General features: G+C 58.6%; 19 protein-coding genes. 10 read left to right on the top strand and 9 right to left on the bottom strand.

Annotated features, from left to right (window positions below):
* The first annotated feature begins 42 nt into the window (after positions 1 to 42).
* A complete protein-coding gene (locus EJ576_RS27260; RefSeq protein WP_126571562.1) occupies positions 43 to 978 on the top strand; it encodes a LysR family transcriptional regulator in 936 nt (311 codons plus the stop codon).
* 162 nt (positions 979 to 1,140) lie between these two features.
* On the opposite strand, the gene EJ576_RS27255 is transcribed toward EJ576_RS27260, so the two are convergent.
* Both EJ576_RS27255 and EJ576_RS27250 read right to left on the bottom strand, forming a co-directional pair.
* Positions 1,141 to 1,608 carry a copper chaperone PCu(A)C gene (locus EJ576_RS27255; protein WP_122728773.1) on the bottom strand — a complete coding sequence of 156 codons (468 nt, stop codon included), beginning with the start codon at positions 1,606 to 1,608 and terminating at the stop codon, positions 1,141 to 1,143.
* Positions 1,608 to 2,216: an SCO family protein gene (locus EJ576_RS27250; protein ID WP_016976099.1), complete on the bottom strand. Its 609-nt coding sequence runs from the start codon at positions 2,214 to 2,216 to the stop codon at positions 1,608 to 1,610. Before EJ576_RS27250 ends, EJ576_RS27255 begins: the two co-directional genes overlap by 1 nt.
* A 164-nt stretch (positions 2,217 to 2,380) precedes the next feature.
* On the opposite strand from EJ576_RS27250, the gene EJ576_RS27245 reads away from it, so the two are divergent.
* Positions 2,381 to 2,764 (top strand): DUF2946 domain-containing protein, encoded by a 384-nt coding sequence (locus EJ576_RS27245; RefSeq protein WP_126571561.1) that lies wholly within the window; start codon positions 2,381 to 2,383, stop codon positions 2,762 to 2,764.
* A gap of 62 nt (positions 2,765 to 2,826) precedes the next feature.
* A complete protein-coding gene (locus EJ576_RS27240; protein ID WP_126571560.1) occupies positions 2,827 to 3,375 on the top strand; it encodes a putative natural product biosynthesis protein in 549 nt (182 codons plus the stop codon).
* 208 nt (positions 3,376 to 3,583) lie between these two features.
* Here the strand turns inward: EJ576_RS27240 and EJ576_RS27230 are convergent, their stop codons facing one another.
* Both EJ576_RS27230 and EJ576_RS27225 read right to left on the bottom strand, forming a co-directional pair.
* A complete protein-coding gene (locus tag EJ576_RS27230; RefSeq protein WP_126571559.1) occupies positions 3,584 to 3,865 on the bottom strand; it encodes a hypothetical protein in 282 nt (93 codons plus the stop codon).
* Between the two features lie 65 nt (positions 3,866 to 3,930).
* Positions 3,931 to 4,407, bottom strand: a complete 477-nt coding sequence (locus EJ576_RS27225; protein WP_028616598.1) for a hemerythrin domain-containing protein — start codon at positions 4,405 to 4,407, stop codon at positions 3,931 to 3,933.
* Positions 4,408 to 4,674: 267 nt separating this feature from the next.
* Between EJ576_RS27225 and EJ576_RS27220 the strand changes: the two genes are divergently transcribed.
* Complete coding sequence (locus EJ576_RS27220; protein ID WP_028616597.1) at positions 4,675 to 4,881, top strand: PLDc N-terminal domain-containing protein; 207 nt, start codon at positions 4,675 to 4,677, stop codon at positions 4,879 to 4,881.
* A 58-nt stretch (positions 4,882 to 4,939) separates the two neighbouring features.
* Here EJ576_RS27220 and EJ576_RS27215 read toward each other — a convergent pair whose 3' ends face one another.
* Positions 4,940 to 5,500, bottom strand: coding sequence for a type 1 glutamine amidotransferase domain-containing protein (locus EJ576_RS27215; protein WP_126571558.1), 561 nt, complete (start codon positions 5,498 to 5,500; stop codon positions 4,940 to 4,942).
* A gap of 200 nt (positions 5,501 to 5,700) precedes the next feature.
* Here EJ576_RS27215 and EJ576_RS27210 point away from each other — a divergent pair, with 200 nt between their 5' ends.
* From EJ576_RS27210 to EJ576_RS27200, 3 genes are read left to right on the top strand one after another with little or no spacing between them, the layout of a single operon-like run.
* A complete protein-coding gene (locus tag EJ576_RS27210; protein WP_126571557.1) occupies positions 5,701 to 5,913 on the top strand; it encodes a hypothetical protein in 213 nt (70 codons plus the stop codon).
* A 2-nt stretch (positions 5,914 to 5,915) separates the two neighbouring features.
* A complete protein-coding gene (locus EJ576_RS27205) occupies positions 5,916 to 6,347 on the top strand; it encodes a DNA methylase (protein ID WP_126571556.1) in 432 nt (143 codons plus the stop codon).
* On the top strand, positions 6,344 to 7,066 hold the full coding sequence (locus tag EJ576_RS27200; protein WP_126571555.1) for a DUF72 domain-containing protein: 723 nt from the start codon (positions 6,344 to 6,346) through the stop codon (positions 7,064 to 7,066). The genes EJ576_RS27205 and EJ576_RS27200 overlap by 4 nt, the downstream gene beginning before the upstream one ends.
* On the opposite strand, the gene EJ576_RS27195 is transcribed toward EJ576_RS27200, so the two are convergent.
* Complete coding sequence (locus EJ576_RS27195; RefSeq protein WP_122728761.1) at positions 7,046 to 7,831, bottom strand: DeoR/GlpR family DNA-binding transcription regulator; 786 nt, start codon at positions 7,829 to 7,831, stop codon at positions 7,046 to 7,048. The two genes, EJ576_RS27200 and EJ576_RS27195, sit on opposite strands and share 21 nt — an antisense overlap.
* Before the next feature lie 121 nt (positions 7,832 to 7,952).
* On the opposite strand from EJ576_RS27195, the gene EJ576_RS27190 reads away from it, so the two are divergent.
* The gene (locus EJ576_RS27190) at positions 7,953 to 9,113 is read left to right on the top strand and encodes an alpha-hydroxy acid oxidase (protein ID WP_122728759.1); all 1,161 of its coding nucleotides are present in this window, start codon (positions 7,953 to 7,955) and stop codon (positions 9,111 to 9,113) included.
* A gap of 192 nt (positions 9,114 to 9,305) precedes the next feature.
* Here EJ576_RS27190 and EJ576_RS27185 read toward each other — a convergent pair whose 3' ends face one another.
* Entirely contained in the window at positions 9,306 to 10,232 is a 927-nt protein-coding gene (locus EJ576_RS27185) for an alpha/beta hydrolase (RefSeq protein WP_122728757.1), read from the bottom strand.
* 163 nt (positions 10,233 to 10,395) lie between these two features.
* Between EJ576_RS27185 and EJ576_RS27180 the strand changes: the two genes are divergently transcribed.
* Together EJ576_RS27180 and EJ576_RS27175 are read left to right on the top strand one after the other, a co-directional pair.
* Positions 10,396 to 11,253: an SDR family NAD(P)-dependent oxidoreductase gene (locus tag EJ576_RS27180; protein ID WP_126571554.1), complete on the top strand. Its 858-nt coding sequence runs from the start codon at positions 10,396 to 10,398 to the stop codon at positions 11,251 to 11,253.
* A gap of 11 nt (positions 11,254 to 11,264) precedes the next feature.
* The gene (locus tag EJ576_RS27175; RefSeq protein WP_126571553.1) at positions 11,265 to 11,852 is read left to right on the top strand and encodes an NUDIX domain-containing protein; all 588 of its coding nucleotides are present in this window, start codon (positions 11,265 to 11,267) and stop codon (positions 11,850 to 11,852) included.
* 152 nt (positions 11,853 to 12,004) lie between these two features.
* Here EJ576_RS27175 and EJ576_RS27170 read toward each other — a convergent pair whose 3' ends face one another.
* Complete coding sequence (locus EJ576_RS27170; RefSeq protein WP_028616587.1) at positions 12,005 to 12,328, bottom strand: contact-dependent growth inhibition system immunity protein; 324 nt, start codon at positions 12,326 to 12,328, stop codon at positions 12,005 to 12,007.
* On the bottom strand, positions 12,325 to 14,199 hold a 1,875-nt coding region (locus tag EJ576_RS27165), incomplete at its 5' end, for an RHS repeat-associated core domain-containing protein (RefSeq protein ID WP_148106698.1). The genes EJ576_RS27165 and EJ576_RS27170, both read right to left, overlap by 4 nt.

Below are 14,199 nucleotides of genomic sequence, written 5' to 3'. Positions count from 1 at the left end.
CGATGGGTATCAAGGTAGGCTGATAGCGGTTGATTCAGAGTTATGCCAAACATGATATCCGACGCGTTCGAACCTTATTTGCTGCGCACCTTTGTCGCGGTGTGTCATCACGGCAGCCTCAGTGGCGCCGCGCAACAGGCGGGCAGGGCGCAATCGGCGCTGAGCGCGCAGATTCGCCGGCTGGAAGAATTGCTCGGGCAACGCCTGTTGCGTCGCACCGGGCGTGGCGTGGTGCCGACCACTGAGGGCGAACTGTTGCTCAGCTATGCCACACGCATCCTGGCGTTGGGCGAAACAGTGGCGACACGCTTGAAGGAGCGTACGGTAATGGGCACGGTGCGCGTCGGCCTGTCGGAAGACGTCGCCGTCTCAGCATTGCCAGCCGCCCTGGGCCGCTTACGCCGTGCCAGCCCCCACGTGCACATGGACATCACCGTGGACCACGGCGATGCACTTGCTGAACGCTGGCACGATGGTTTGCTCGACGTTGCCATTGGCGTGAGCTCGGTATTTGCCGCCGACCCCGTGCATACCTGGAATATGCCGTTGTATTGGGTGTGCGGGATCGATGACGAGATCGACCCGGCGTTGGCGTTGGATGTCATCGTGTACGCCGAACCTTGCGCGTGGCGGCGCCTGATGTTCGACGCGTTATTGACTGCCGGCCGCGATTTCCGTGTCACCGTCACCAGCCCGAATATCGGCGTGATCATGGCTGCCGTGGAAAGCGGCTTGGGCGTCGCGTTGTTGCCTGCCGAAAATATCCGCCCGGACACCATGCGCGTGATCGCACTGGGGCCCAACGGCAGCCCGGCGTTAAGCGTCAATTATGGGTTGTTCGCGGTACCGCGTCAGACCGACAGCATTCGCGCCACGGTCGAGTTGCTCAGCGAGAGTTTTCACCTGATGACGCAGCCAAGGGTAGGTGGCCTGGTCCCTTTCGATAAAGCCCACCCAACTCCCGCGCCAAACCGATAAAGCTCTCGTTTGGTCTGGTAAGCAGGCTTGCCCCGCGCTGGGCTGCGAAGCAGCCCTAAAACCATCCACCGCGTTCTGTCAGAGGGAATTGAGTGCTCTTGGTTGGGGCCGCTTCGCGCCCCAGCGCGGGGCAAGCCCGCTCACCACAAGCCACAGTCCCCATCAATGCATCTTGCTGTGATCCATCCCGTCCACGCCACGGGCCGGTGCCTTCACTTCAATCGCCTGCTTCTCGCCCTTGGCGTTTTGCACAGTCAGGGTCAGCGGCACTTGGTCGCCTTCCTTGATCTGGCCGGTCAGGCCCATCAGCATCACGTGGTAGCCGTTGGGGTCGAGGGACACGGCCTTGCCGGCGGGCAGGGCTACCGAACCCACCGGGCCCATGCGCATCACGTCGTCCTTCATGCTCATTTCATGGATCTGCACGTTCTTGGCCACCGGCGAGGCCACGCTCAGCAGTTGGCTGTCGCTGTCGGCGGTGACGGTCATGAACGCGCCGCTGGACGGCTGGCCCGGCACGGTGGCGCGTACCCAGGCGTCGGTTACTTGCACCTGGGCGCTGGCGTGGGCGGCAAGGCCCAGCAGGGTCAGACCGATGAGGGTGCGTTTGAGGTGTTGAACGGCAGTCATTAGCAGACCTCCATGACGGTGAGCAGGTCTTCTGCGCACTCTTTAGCGGTAAGGGATGCCTGCAGGCCCAGGCGCAGGTTGCCACGGGTGTCGAACACGAAGCTGGTGGCGGTGTGGGACAGTGTGTAGGTGTCGCCGGCGGGGATCTTTTCATAAAAGATCCCGAATTCCTTGGCGGCCACGGCGATTTCTTCCGGGGTGCCGTACAGCGCTTCGAAGCTCGGATCGAAGGCTTTGACGTACTTGTCGAGAATCTCGGGGGTGTCGCGTTCCGGGTCCAGGGTGATGAACACCACCTGCATGATTTCGCCGTCGCGGCCCATCAGCTTCTTGGCCTGCGCGGCGCGCGCCAGGGTGGTCGGGCACACGGCCGGGCATTGGGTGAAACCGAAGAACACCACCGGCATCAGGCCACGGAACGAACTCAAGGTGACGGTTTCGCCGTCGGTGTTCTTGAGCTTGAAGGTACGGCCCATGATCTTGTCGCTCAGGTCCTTGCCGTACTTGAAGTTCAGCTTGGGGCTGTAGTCACAGCCGCCCAGCAGGCTGCCCAGGCCCAGCAGGCCCATTCCGGTCAGCACTTTGCGGCGGGTGAATAAGGTACTCATCAACTGTGCATCCTGTGAAACGCCTGCATTGCTCTGGATCAATACGTCAGGCTTTGAGGGCGCCCAGTCTACCAACCCTGGGAAGTGCACGTAATCTGCGACGTTCTGCCACAGGGGCCTGCGACACTTCATCCTTTGGCGGCTCTGGTGGTAGAGTCGCTGCCATGAAATTGAGCCACCCCGACCGTTCCCTGATTGCCTGGGCCCTGTACTTCTGCGTGCTGATGAACCTGTTCGTCTGCGGTTTGGGGCATGGGCAGATGATGGGCCAGGAACTGAATGGCATCGGCGGGGCGTTCTGTTCGGTGGACGGCAAGCCGGCACCACTTTCCGACAAAGGGTTGGGCAGCCCGTCTTCCAGCAACATCTCGAACTACTTTGCTTGCCCGGTCTGCAACGCCTTGACGGTTGCGCTGGTGTTTCTGGTGGGTCTCGCCTGGCTGTTGGGCCTGCGGCAAACCCCTCGACCCGCTTACGAGCGGCGCAACAAGGCGCCACCGCGTTATTCCTGGCCTTCGGCCAACCCTCGCGCTTCCCCCGCTTTCTGACGTATGCCTTGGGCCTCCCGTGATCGGGCGGCATTCCATCGTCATGACTGTGAGTGCGTTTCATGAACCACCTGTTGCCCGCAGGCGCCAGCCGCCTGGTCAGCAAGGCGTCCCGCCGCCTGCACGCGGAACCGGCGCCGCCTGAATACCCGAGTAATTCCCGCAGCTTCGTGCACCTGGATGCGCGGTTGTTGCCGTATTGGCACACCCTGTTCGATATCTGCCCGGCGCTGCTCAAGCTGGATCCGCCTGAAGGATTGAACCTGTTTCGCAGCTTCATGACCTGGGCCTATCGCAACCGGCCGCCGCTGGATTGGACCTATCACCTGAATGTCTGCCGTTGGCTGCTGGGCTCGCCGTATCGGTCGCAGATCGACGACGAGCCGATCGAGGCGTTCATGGCGGCGGCTGCGGCGTGTTGGGTCAATACGGATGAAAGTCAGGCCCAGGGTGTGGCCCTGGCGTGGCAATCGTCACGGGTTGTCGATTGGAAAGACGGCCGGTCTGCAGGGGCCGAACAGCAGGCGTTGCCGCCGCCGCCGCCCTGGGATTTCGCCTGGTGCCCGTTAAAGGCGCCGGGTGGTTTCAGTGGGTGGTTGTCGGTGCCTTGAGAGGCTGTTGAATCCATTGCCCGGCGCCGGATTGGGCTGGTCTAGCTGCGCTACTTGCCGGTACTGGCCGAGCCTTTCGACTCTTCCTTTGGCACGTTGCTGACCCTCAAGCATGATCCCCATGCACCCGGCGGAAATGCTCGGTGATGACTGGTATGAACACGGCGACTGGGGGCTGACGCCCGCGCCGCCGGGAACGGATGAGCCGTCAACTGCCTGAGCGAGGTTTTTGCTGAGTTTCTTTTGGCTGGCGGTCGGCAGGTTTAGCCGGCTTGCTCGGCTGCTTTGCCGGTTCTTTGGTTTTCTTGTCGCTGTCGGAGGGGCTGCTGGGGTAGGTTCCCGGCGGCAGTGCTGAACCGGCAGCGCTGTCGCCACTCAAGGCGCTAGCAGCCGGTTCGGGATTATCGCCAAATGCGGCGTAGGCGGGGCCTGCGAGCAGAGCTGACAGGCCGACTATAAGTAAAATCCTTTGGGGCAATCTGGTCTTCATGATGCAATCCCCTATCGTGATGCATCAAGAGCCTGAGTTTCCTCCAGGCTCGGGTCATGCCTCGATCAGGCCGCCATTGGCTTGGTCGACTGCAATTTTTTATGCGCCGCTTTCATCGCTTCCATTTCAGCGCCCAACTCTTCAAGCAACGCTTTGCCCAGCAGTTTTTTCGCCTGCGGGAACATCTCGGTTTCTTCTTCCTCGATGTGGTGTTCCAGCAGCTCCTTGACCACTTTTACGCGACCGGAAAACTCCGTAGTCGAAGGTTCGGTCTGTTTCAGATCCGGCAGTACCAAGGAATCGACAGTGCGGTGCTCCTCTTTGGCTTCGTGATACATGATGTCCTGCTCCTTGCCACCGGCCTTCCTGAACGCCGGGTAAAGAATTTCCTCTTCGAGCTTGGTGTGCAGGCTTATTTCCGCTTCCAGCTTGGCCAGCAGCTCAGTGCGTTTTTTAACGCCGCGTTCGGTGGATTCACTCAATTGAGTCAACAGGGCCTTCACGCGTTCGTGGTCGGCTTTGAGCAGGTCAATGGCATTCATGGGTGACACCTCACGGGAATATTCAGGGCATGTCGAAATGCATGCCTCGTCCCGTATTCAGGTGCATCAGTTGTACCAACTTGAGCTGTTTTTGATTCATCAAGTAATTCAATGGCCTACGATAAGCTGAAGGTGAAGCGTGTCGTGCAGGTTGCATGGTGTTGCCTGTGACACGTTGCATTCCACAACCCGGGTCAGTTGACGCAAATTTTAATGAACCCTCGCAGCCATGGCTTGACCTAATGCATACGACCTAGGAGGTGAAGCATGGAAATTCAATACATCTGGATCGGGTTGGCGGTGATTCTGCTGCTCTTGGAACTATGGGCCATCAATATCGTACTGCGCAGCACGGGGGGCTGGGAGTCGAAAGGATTGTGGCTGGTCATTCTGATTTTTGTGCCGTTGTTTGGGCTTATCGCCTGGGCGATGTTCGGGCCCAAACGCGAGATGCCCGAGCAGCGTAAAAGTTGAGTCAGGCCTGAATAGACAACAGGCGCCATTGCGGCGCCTGTTTTCGTTCTGCTCGGAGTCAGCCGGCTACAGCTTTGGCGATTGCCTCGCTGAACGCTGACAAGTCGTCCGGTGTACGCGACGTGATCAACGTCCAACCATTGGCCTGGCATTCCTTGACATCGGCGTCGACCCAGCCTGCGGCGCCGGCGTTTTCCAAGTCGATACGTACACTTTTATAGGAGGTCAGGGTCTTGCCCTTGATCACACCGGCATCGATCAAGGCCCATGGCCCGTGACAGATTGCCGCCACGGTTTTACCCGCTTTGACGAACTCATTGATTAACGTCAGCGCCGCTGCATCCTGGCGCAAGGTATCCGCGTTAACGGTGCCGCCGGGGATCACGAGTGCATCGAACTCACTGCCCGATAGCTCGGACAGCGCCGCATCGGACTCGACCGTCTTGTCTTTCTCGGTATCGCCGACGAAGGTCTGGGTCGTGCCGCCTTTGCTGGAACCATGGGTCACTGTCGCGCCATAGCCGCGTAGTGTTTCCAGGGGCTTGAGCAGTTCATCGCGCTCGATGCCGGTGTTGGACGTGATGACCAGAATCTTCTTGCCGTTAAGGTTTGAACTCATGATCGAGTGTCTCCTGATGGGGGTGCGAAGGATGGGGTATGGGAGAGTTGATCCGGCCCGGGCGGCAAAGGTTTAAATTAATTTGCGCTTATTTCTTGGGTGGTTGGCGCGGTCAATTTCCTTGAACTATCCAAGGCTGAAGGCTTCTGCTGCATAGGTGCCCGATATTTCTGCGGGCATTCATTGATTGGAGAAACACCATGACTGCCGATAAGACCCCAGCCCCCATCAGCTCCGGAGAAGCTCAGCAGGGCACTGATAAAGCCACAAAAGGCCAGACCCTGGAGCGCCCAAATCCCAACACCGAAACCGTCGATAAAGTGCTGACGCCCACCTCGATCAAGGACACTGAGCGCCAGACCAATGCCATCAACGAGCAGGCCGCCAAGGCCGAGCGCAAGCTGGGCCATTAAACATGGCCCGTTCTATCACCGCGTTGGAGTTGGGCATCGAACTCAAACCCGACGATGATGACGGCCTCTTCAAGTGGTTTATCGCCAGCTTCCTGATGGGCAAGCGCATCCAGGCACCGATTGCCGCACAGGCCTACAAGGTGATCGTTGAAGAGCAGGGCCGCGACTCGGCGCGCAAGCTGCAGCACTGCACATCGCGTGAGTTGGTCGCCATGCTCGGGCGCGCGCATTATGTGCGCTATGACGAAACCACCGCGCAACGTTTGCTCGACCTCAGCGCCAAGTTGAATGCTGAGTACGCGGGAAAGATCACACATATGCGCAAGGCCAGCGAGAGCCGAGCGTCCTTCGAAAAGCGCCTTGGGGAATTCGATGGTGTGGGGCCCAAGACCATCGAGATTTTCATGCGCGATGCCGCCAAGGTGCTGTTTTGACGGCAACCCTGTTTGTGGGCTGTGCCGGCTGGAGTTTGCCGCGTGAGTACTGGGCAGCCTTTGCCGACAAGGGCACGCATTTGGAGCGTTATGCTTCGCGTTTCAATGCGGTGGAAATCAACAGTTCGTTCTATCGTCCGCACCTGGCGAAGACGTACGCGCGTTGGGCGCATTCGGTGCCGTCGGGCTTTGGTTTTTCGGTCAAGGTGCCCAAGCGCATCACGCATGAATTGCGCTTGCAGGGCTGCGAGGCCGCACTGGATGCGTTTCTCGGGCAATGCCTGCAACTGGGTGAAAAATTAGGTTGCCTGCTGGTGCAATTGCCGCCTTCGTTGAATTACGAACCGGTTGTTGCCAACGCATTCTTCACGGCGTTGCGCCGACGTTTTACAGGCGCTGTCGTACTTGAACCACGGCACGCGAGTTGGTTAACGGCTGAAGAGATGCTGCAGGATCTGCAGATCGGGCGAGTAGCTGCCGACCCGCCGGTCATCGAGGCGGGAAATGCTCCGGGCGGTTGGCAGGGCGTGCATTATTGGCGCCTGCACGGAGCACCGCGTATCTATCACAGTGGTTATGGGCCTGAACGCATTCAGGCGTATGCGCGTTTATTGAGCGCGTCTGTTGCGGCTGGCATTCCCACCTGGTGCATCTTCGACAATACCGCCAGCGGTTTGGCCACGCCCGACGCGCTGTCCCTACTCGACCTCCACGCGTAGCACTTCCAACCCTAGCTGCTCATACGCCTCCACACTTGGTACATGCCACTCGGTAATCAACGTGTGAATACGGCTGCACGGTGCCACCACAAAAGGCTCCACGGCACCGAGTTTGTCCGCCATGGTCACCGCTACCACATGGGAGGCGCTGTCGAGCAGAGCTTGTTTGACCGCCACTTCATCAAAATGCAGCGAGCTGATGCCCACTTGCGGATGCAGCGCGCACACGCCGGTGAACAGCAAATCGGCCTTGATGCCCTGGATCATGCGCACGGTTTCATGGCCGCTGGTGGACAGGGTCGCCGGGTTGAGCTGGCCGCCCGTGAGGATCACTTTCACATCGGGATGGTCGGCCAAGGCGATGGCGATCATGGGGGATGTCGTGACCACAGTGAGGCGAATCGAGCGCGGCAATGACTGGGCAATCTGCAGCGTGGTAGAGCCGGAATCGAACAGTACGATCTGCCCATCTTCCACACGGTCGGCGGCCAGCCGCGCAAGGTGACGCTTGGCTTCGTTGGTCTCGCCGACACGGGTGAAGAAGTCTTTGCCGGTGTCTTTGGGCCGGGGCAGGGCGCCACCGTGGACGCGTTGCAACAGGCCGGCGGCCGCGAGTTCGCCGAGGTCGCGGCGGATGGTGTCCTGGGACACGGCAAAGTGTTCCACCAGCTCCGAGGCGGTGACTTTGCCGTCGCGCTCCAGCAGCAATAGGATTTTCTGTTTGCGCAAAGAGGGCAAGTCGATGTCTTGATGAGTGCCGTGCATGTTTGTGCGCTTTTTTGCGGGTTTATGCGAGATTAGCCGTGCGGCTATATAAACGCAATGGCTGGTTGCGCAGCCGATGGGCGGTTACTCTCAGCATTCAGTTCAGGGAGAGGTGACCTAGATGTCGTTGATTACAACCATCGAAGATTTACGCAAGCTCGCGCAAAAACGTGTCCCACGGATGTTCTACGACTACGCTGACTCCGGCTCCTGGACTGAGAGCACTTACCGGGCAAATGAAAGTGATTTTGCCAGCATCAAGTTCCGCCAGCGGGTGGCGCGCAACATTGATGAGCGCTCGATCCGCGCCACGATGATCGGCCAGGAGATGGCCATGCCGGTGGCACTGGCACCCACCGGATTGGCCGGTATGCAGCACGCCGATGGCGAGATTCTGACCGCGCGCGCCGCCGCCGCATTTGGCCTGCGCTACACCTTGTCGACCATGAGCATCTGCTCCCTGGAAGACATCGCCGAGCACGTCGGCCAGCCGTTCTGGTTCCAACTCTATGTGATGCGCGACCGCGGCTTTATCGAACAACTGATCGAGCGGGCCAAGGCTGCCGGTGTGGATGCGCTGGTGCTGACCCTCGACCTGCAGATCCTTGGCCAGCGTCACAAGGATTTGATCAATGGCCTGTCGGCGCCGCCGAAACTGACTTTGCCGAATATCCTCAACATGGCCACCAAGCCGCGTTGGGTGATGGGCATGCTCGGCACTAAACGCCGGGGTTTCGGCAACATCGTCGGGCACGTGAAAGGCGTGGCAGACATGAGTTCGCTGTCTTCCTGGACCGCCCAGCAGTTCGATCCGCGCCTGAGCTGGGACGATGTGGAGTGGATCAAGAAGTGCTGGGGCGGCAAGTTGATCATCAAGGGCATCCTTGATGTAGAAGACGCTCGCCTGGCAGCGAACGCCGGTGCCGACGCGCTGGTGGTGAGCAACCACGGTGGCCGTCAACTGGACGGTGCGCCTTCGAGCATCAGCCAGTTGCCGGCGATTGTCGAAGCGGTGGGTGAGCGCATTGAGGTATGGCTCGACGGTGGTATTCGCTCCGGCCAGGACGTGCTCAAAGCGATGGCATTGGGCGCCAAAGGCACCATGATCGGCCGCCCGCATTTGTATGGTTTGGGTGCGATGGGCGAGGCGGGTGTGACCAAGGCGCTTGAGATCATCGCCCGTGAGTTGGACGTGTCGATGGCATTGTGTGGGTATAACGATATACGCGATGTGAATCGCGAGATTTTGTTGCCCGGTACATTTCCTGAAAGCGTTTACTGAGCAAAAAAAACGTAAAAATATAAAAAGAGTTGTCCACGAAAACCGTGGGTATCTCTGTGGATAACTTTGCGAGGCCCCGGCAGGGTTGGCGATTTCGGCAGAGGTTATTATTTGATCAACTTCTGTTTTGGCCCAGTATGGGCAGGGTTTGCGCTTGACACGCAAGCGCGAACCCAGTGCCGAAATACGCTTTTACGAGTCTGCGCTTCGACCTGTGGAGTGTGTGGCAACCTGGTCCGGCATCTTCGCGTGCATCAGTTTTTCCAGCGCCTGGCCATAGCTGCGACCGGCCAGGCTCATGCTGTTGTTATGGCTGGCACCGGGCACCAATAACAGCCGCTTGGGCTCCTGGGCAGCTTCAAACAATTGCTGGCTGAAACGCGGCGGCACGTAGCGATCATCAAGGCCATGCACCACCAGCAGCGGCATATGGATATCGGCAATCTTGTCGATGGAATCGAATTTCTGCGACAGCAACCATCGCACCGGCAACGAGGTATTCGCCACGGCCGTGGCCACATCTGCCAGCGACGTGAAGGTGGATTCGATCACCAGCCCGCGCACCGGCAGTGGAGTCTGTTTGCCCAGCTCGGCAGCCAGGTCGATGGCCACCGCGCCCCCCAGGGAATGTCCGTAGATCAGGCGTTTATTCGGGTCCGGTTGCAGCACCTGGAAACGTTCCCAGGCGACGCGCGCGTCTTCGTATACCGTGGTTTCCGAAGGCAGCTCGCCGTGGCTCTGGCCGAAGCCGCGATAGTCGATGGCCAGTACCGAATAACCCAGGGCGTGCAGTTGCTCGATGCGAAACAGTTGCCCGGTGAGGTTCCAGCGCACGCCATGCAGATAGAGGACCGCGGGCGCGTCTTTCTTGTCCGCCGGGTACCACCAGCCATGGATATTCTGTCCGGCTTTGAAACTGGCCGGCTTGAGTTCGAACTCTTGCACCGCCTTGGGCAAGCCGCTGTACCAGCTGGCGGTACCCGGCTCGATGCGAAATACCAGTTCGCGCTCCTTGTGTTGCAGCACCGCGCAGCCCACCGGCAGGCCAACGATCAACAACGCCATGCACACCATGGGAAACCAGCGCAGGCTCAGGCGCGAGAGAAAACGAGAGGACATGAAGGTTCCAGGAAAAAGGTGAAGCAGGGGTTTTACCAGATGGCCCAACCAGGCAGGAATTAATTCGACAGCCGTCAACGGGGATTGCTTGCAAAGTATTACAGCATTGAACAAGGCGCGCCGAGGTTGTTAGGGTGGGCGGCCCGAACAGGAGAGCAAGCACATGGATTTCACAGGCAAAACTGCAGTCATCACCGGCGGTGCACGCGGGTTGGGTCTCAGTTACGCACGGGCTTTGGCCCAGGGCGGCGCACGGGTGGTGATCAGCGATATCGGTGCCGACAATGCCGGCGCGGGCAGTGATGCCTCGGTGGTCCAGGCCGCGGCAGAAGCCTTGCAGGCCGAAGGCTTGAACGTGGTCGGCCACGGCGGTGACCTGTCCACGAACGCGGGCTGCGAGCAACTGATCGCCTACGCCATCGAGGCCTTCGGCCAACTCGACATCCTGATCCACAACGCCGGCTGGGTCGGTTACCAGACCATCGCCGACCTTGACGCCGCGTTCCTGCAACGCGCCATGGACATCAATCTCTACGCACCGCTGTGGTTGTGCAAGCACGCCTGGCCACACCTGCTGCGCTCATCTGCGCCGCGCATCATCCTCACCACCTCCGACCGCGCCATGTACGCACAGTATGAGCAGACCGGCCTGGTGGCCTACAGCGCGGGCAAGATGGCGCAACTGGGGATCATGAACGCGTTGAGCCACGAAGGTGCTGAGGCCGGGATCAAGGTCAATGCAATCTCACCGGTCGCCAAGACGCGCATGTGGGGCGTGACCGAAGAACCGGATGAACTCAAGCCCGACTGGGTGACGCCGGGCGTGCTGTTTCTCGCCTCCTCGCAGTGCGAGGACACGGGTTATATCCTGCGCGCCAGCAACGGCCAATTCACGGCCACGCGCTTCACCGAAAACCCAGGGGTGGACTACCCGCGCAACCTCGCACGGATCAAGGCGAGTAGCGCCGAAGCGGTCGCCGCTGCCTGGAACAGCATCAAGCAAACACAACCCTTTTCTTGAGAAACCCGAGCATGGACAACAGCCCCGTTCGCATCACCGCCGAAGAGACCCTCTCGGAAAACTGGTACCTGCTGAAAAAATACAGCTTCGACCTGCGCCGCCGCGACGGCAGCTGGCAAGCCCAGACCCGCGAGGTATACGACCGCGGCAATGGCGCGACCATCCTGCTGTACAACCGCGAGCAGCGCACGGTGTTGCTGATCCGCCAATTTCGCATGCCGACGTTCGTCAATGACTACCCCGGCTACCTGATCGAGGCGGCGGCCGGTTTACTCGACAACGCCAGTCCCGAAGAACGTATTCGCCTGGAAGCGGAAGAAGAAACCGGGTATCGCGTGGGGCATGTGGAGAAGATCTATGCGGCGTTCATGAGCCCGGGGTCGGTGACGGAGCGGATCCACTTTTTCATGGGTGAGTATCAGCCGGGGGATCGGGTGGGGAGCGGTGGTGGGCTGGAAGAGGAGGGTGAGGATATCGAGGTGCTGGAGCTGGGGTTTGAGCAGGTGCTGGGGATGGTGCAGAGCGGGGAGATTGTGGATGGGAAGACGATTATGCTGTTGCAGCATTTGGAGTTACGGATGTTGAAAGAAGGGTGGTGAGTTTGTTGGTTAGCGGGTGAACACGATCATTGTAGTGAGCAGGCGGTGCCGAATTAACTAAAAAAACCATTGCCTGGATTGGGGCCGCTGCGCGGCCCAACGCGAGCAAGCTCGCTTGCCACAGGAGTGGGTCTCGCTTTATTAAGCGTCGTTTAGTTTTTTTCATTTTTCATTTGGAGGATTCCATTTTTCAGTATTGATACAACATGTCTCAGCCAAGTGATTCCGTCGGGCCATTCGCTGCGATAATAATAATAGCAACCGATATCACTGAATAAGTAATTTTCGAGCTCTTGCTCTGTCGTTCCACTTCGCATTAGCTTATCTAGTTCTTCTTGCACTTCTAATAGCGTATCTTCAGATGATTCGGAGATGAAATATTTAATAACGTCGTCCGCTTTTTTGTGGTCATCAACCCAGTCTTGATTGAAGTAACCCGCAAGAAATTGCTGTAGTTCAGGATAGTCTTGATTCATGGGTTTGGAAATCCAGTATGAATTCGGTAGCCAGTATGCATTTTATGATCTCTACGGATTATCAGTTGAATTTCCTTTCCCGGAAGCGCTGTTGTGCTGTTCTTTTTAAAGCTCGTGCCTACGGGGTAGTTGGTTTTTTGAGTGATGACGGTTTGATTCTTTGTTCCCTTTAAAAATTTATCGATTTTTGCTTTGTTTTGATCCAGTACAGTCGATACTTCATGCTCTGCGCTGGCTCTGTCATGGAAAGTAGAGGCGGCTGGGATGTGTGGTTCTTGTTTCAAACGGTCCAACAATTGTTTGTCGCTTCTACCTATGTGCTTTTCCATTAAATGTCCTCCTGCCTTCTCATGTGCATCTAAACCTCCTCCCGGAACTATTACGCTATAGGGCCCTTCAGGACAGTTCGTGTTCTTACAGTTTAGGCCTAGAGGATCTATCCATCCGATTGGATTCTGCGCGTACTGATACGCGTTGATGCCTCCTGCCAGTTTCACCGGATCAGGCGTCAGGTAGCGACCGACATCCGGATTGTAGTAGCGATGACGGTTGTAGTGCAGCCCACTTTCTTGGTCGAAGTATTGGCCTTGGAAACGAAGCGGATTGTCCACTTTTCCGATGTCGAGACGGCTGATTTCGCCGTAGGCGCGGTAATGGGCGGACCAGACGATTTCGCCTTTGGTATCGGTAAGTTCCTGCGGCGTACCGAGGTGGTCGAGTTGGTAGTGGTAGGCCTTGGTTTCCTTTGGACCAAAGCCTTCCAGCAGTGCCAGCGGCCGGAAGCTGTCGGGCTCGTAGAGGTAACTGCGGTGGCGATCCGTCTGGTGTTCGGCGATGAGTCTGTCGCCTTGCCAGAAGAACTCGGTAGTTGTGCTATCAACGGTCTTGCTGATGCGCCGCCCAAACGGATCGTAGCGATAGCTAGCGGTCTGGCCGTTGGGTTTTTTGATGCCGATCAGGCGGTGCTGGCAGTCGTAGCGGTATTCGGTGACGAGTTGATGGCCTTTGCCACGCCGTTCGCGGATAAGGTTGCCGAAGGCGTCGTAGTCGTAGTGATGGTCGCCTTGGATCATCAGCCGATTGCCCGCCACGATGTCGGGGCCGGGGCGGTTTTGCATGAGCAGGTTGCCGGCCGGGTCGTGGGCAAAGCGTTCTTGCTCGCCTTGCGAGTGGTTGGCGCGGGTGAGGCGGTTTAGTGGGTCGTAGTGGTAGTGGTGGTCGCCTTTGCGGGTGTCGAGCAGGCGGGTGAGGTTGCCGGATTTGTCGTAGTCGTAGTGGCGTTGGTAAAGCGTATGTTGCTCTTGGGTGACGGCGTGGGCGTGCAGGCGTTGTTGATCGTCGTAGTGGTAGTGGCTGATCAGTTGGCCTTGTTGGCGTTGGTGTTCCTGGCCGGTTTTGAACAGGTGGGATGTCAGTAACGCGCCGTTTAACTCGACGGTGGCGAGGTGGCCACCTTTGGTGTGGTTGAACACCAGGCGGTTGTTGTCCGGCAGACGTAGGTTTTGCAGTTGACCGCAGGCGTCGTAGCCATAGCGCAGCGTGCCCCAGCCTTGGTGTTCGGCGGTGAGGCGGTTTTGGCTGTCGTACTCGTAGGCCAACGCCCAGTGGCCATCCTCGACGCTTAAGAGATTGCCCTGACGGTCGTAGGCGTAATCGACCAGGTTGCCGTCGGGCAGGGTTTTTCTTACGAGGCGTCCGGCGTAGTCGCGCTCGTAACGGGTAACTAACTGACTGCCGTCATCGCCGTGTTCGGTCTTTTCCTGCAGGTTGCCGTTGAGGTCGTAGAGGTAAGCTGTGCGCTGGCCGTCAAAGCCGGTTTCCTGCTGGATCAATCCATTGGCGTGATACTGGAGTCGGTAGGTTTCGCCCAC

Origin of the sequence: Pseudomonas sp. C 49-2 (assembly GCF_003970195.1) — a bacterium.
In the GTDB taxonomy this organism is placed as follows: domain Bacteria; phylum Pseudomonadota; class Gammaproteobacteria; order Pseudomonadales; family Pseudomonadaceae; genus Aquipseudomonas; species Aquipseudomonas canadensis.
The sequence above is the reverse complement of the archived record's forward strand: the minus strand, read 5'-3'. Positions and strand labels throughout refer to the sequence as shown.

Bases quoted from the DNA above. Each gene is read 5' to 3' on its own strand.
- EJ576_RS27260 (WP_126571562.1), top strand. From the start codon at position 43: ATGCCAAACATGATATCCGACGCGTTCGAACCTTATTTGCTGCGCACC.
- EJ576_RS27255 (WP_122728773.1), bottom strand. From the start codon at position 1,608: ATGACTGCCGTTCAACACCTCAAACGCACCCTCATCGGTCTGACCCTG.
- EJ576_RS27250 (WP_016976099.1), bottom strand. From the start codon at position 2,216: ATGAGTACCTTATTCACCCGCCGCAAAGTGCTGACCGGAATGGGCCTG.
- EJ576_RS27245 (WP_126571561.1), top strand. From the start codon at position 2,381: ATGAAATTGAGCCACCCCGACCGTTCCCTGATTGCCTGGGCCCTGTAC.
- EJ576_RS27240 (WP_126571560.1), top strand. From the start codon at position 2,827: ATGAACCACCTGTTGCCCGCAGGCGCCAGCCGCCTGGTCAGCAAGGCG.
- EJ576_RS27230 (WP_126571559.1), bottom strand. From the start codon at position 3,865: ATGAAGACCAGATTGCCCCAAAGGATTTTACTTATAGTCGGCCTGTCA.
- EJ576_RS27225 (WP_028616598.1), bottom strand. From the start codon at position 4,407: ATGAATGCCATTGACCTGCTCAAAGCCGACCACGAACGCGTGAAGGCC.
- EJ576_RS27220 (WP_028616597.1), top strand. From the start codon at position 4,675: ATGGAAATTCAATACATCTGGATCGGGTTGGCGGTGATTCTGCTGCTC.
- EJ576_RS27215 (WP_126571558.1), bottom strand. From the start codon at position 5,500: ATGAGTTCAAACCTTAACGGCAAGAAGATTCTGGTCATCACGTCCAAC.
- EJ576_RS27210 (WP_126571557.1), top strand. From the start codon at position 5,701: ATGACTGCCGATAAGACCCCAGCCCCCATCAGCTCCGGAGAAGCTCAG.
- EJ576_RS27205 (WP_126571556.1), top strand. From the start codon at position 5,916: ATGGCCCGTTCTATCACCGCGTTGGAGTTGGGCATCGAACTCAAACCC.
- EJ576_RS27195 (WP_122728761.1), bottom strand. From the start codon at position 7,831: ATGCACGGCACTCATCAAGACATCGACTTGCCCTCTTTGCGCAAACAG.
- EJ576_RS27190 (WP_122728759.1), top strand. From the start codon at position 7,953: ATGTCGTTGATTACAACCATCGAAGATTTACGCAAGCTCGCGCAAAAA.
- EJ576_RS27185 (WP_122728757.1), bottom strand. From the start codon at position 10,232: ATGTCCTCTCGTTTTCTCTCGCGCCTGAGCCTGCGCTGGTTTCCCATG.
- EJ576_RS27180 (WP_126571554.1), top strand. From the start codon at position 10,396: ATGGATTTCACAGGCAAAACTGCAGTCATCACCGGCGGTGCACGCGGG.
- EJ576_RS27175 (WP_126571553.1), top strand. From the start codon at position 11,265: ATGGACAACAGCCCCGTTCGCATCACCGCCGAAGAGACCCTCTCGGAA.
- EJ576_RS27170 (WP_028616587.1), bottom strand. From the start codon at position 12,328: ATGAATCAAGACTATCCTGAACTACAGCAATTTCTTGCGGGTTACTTC.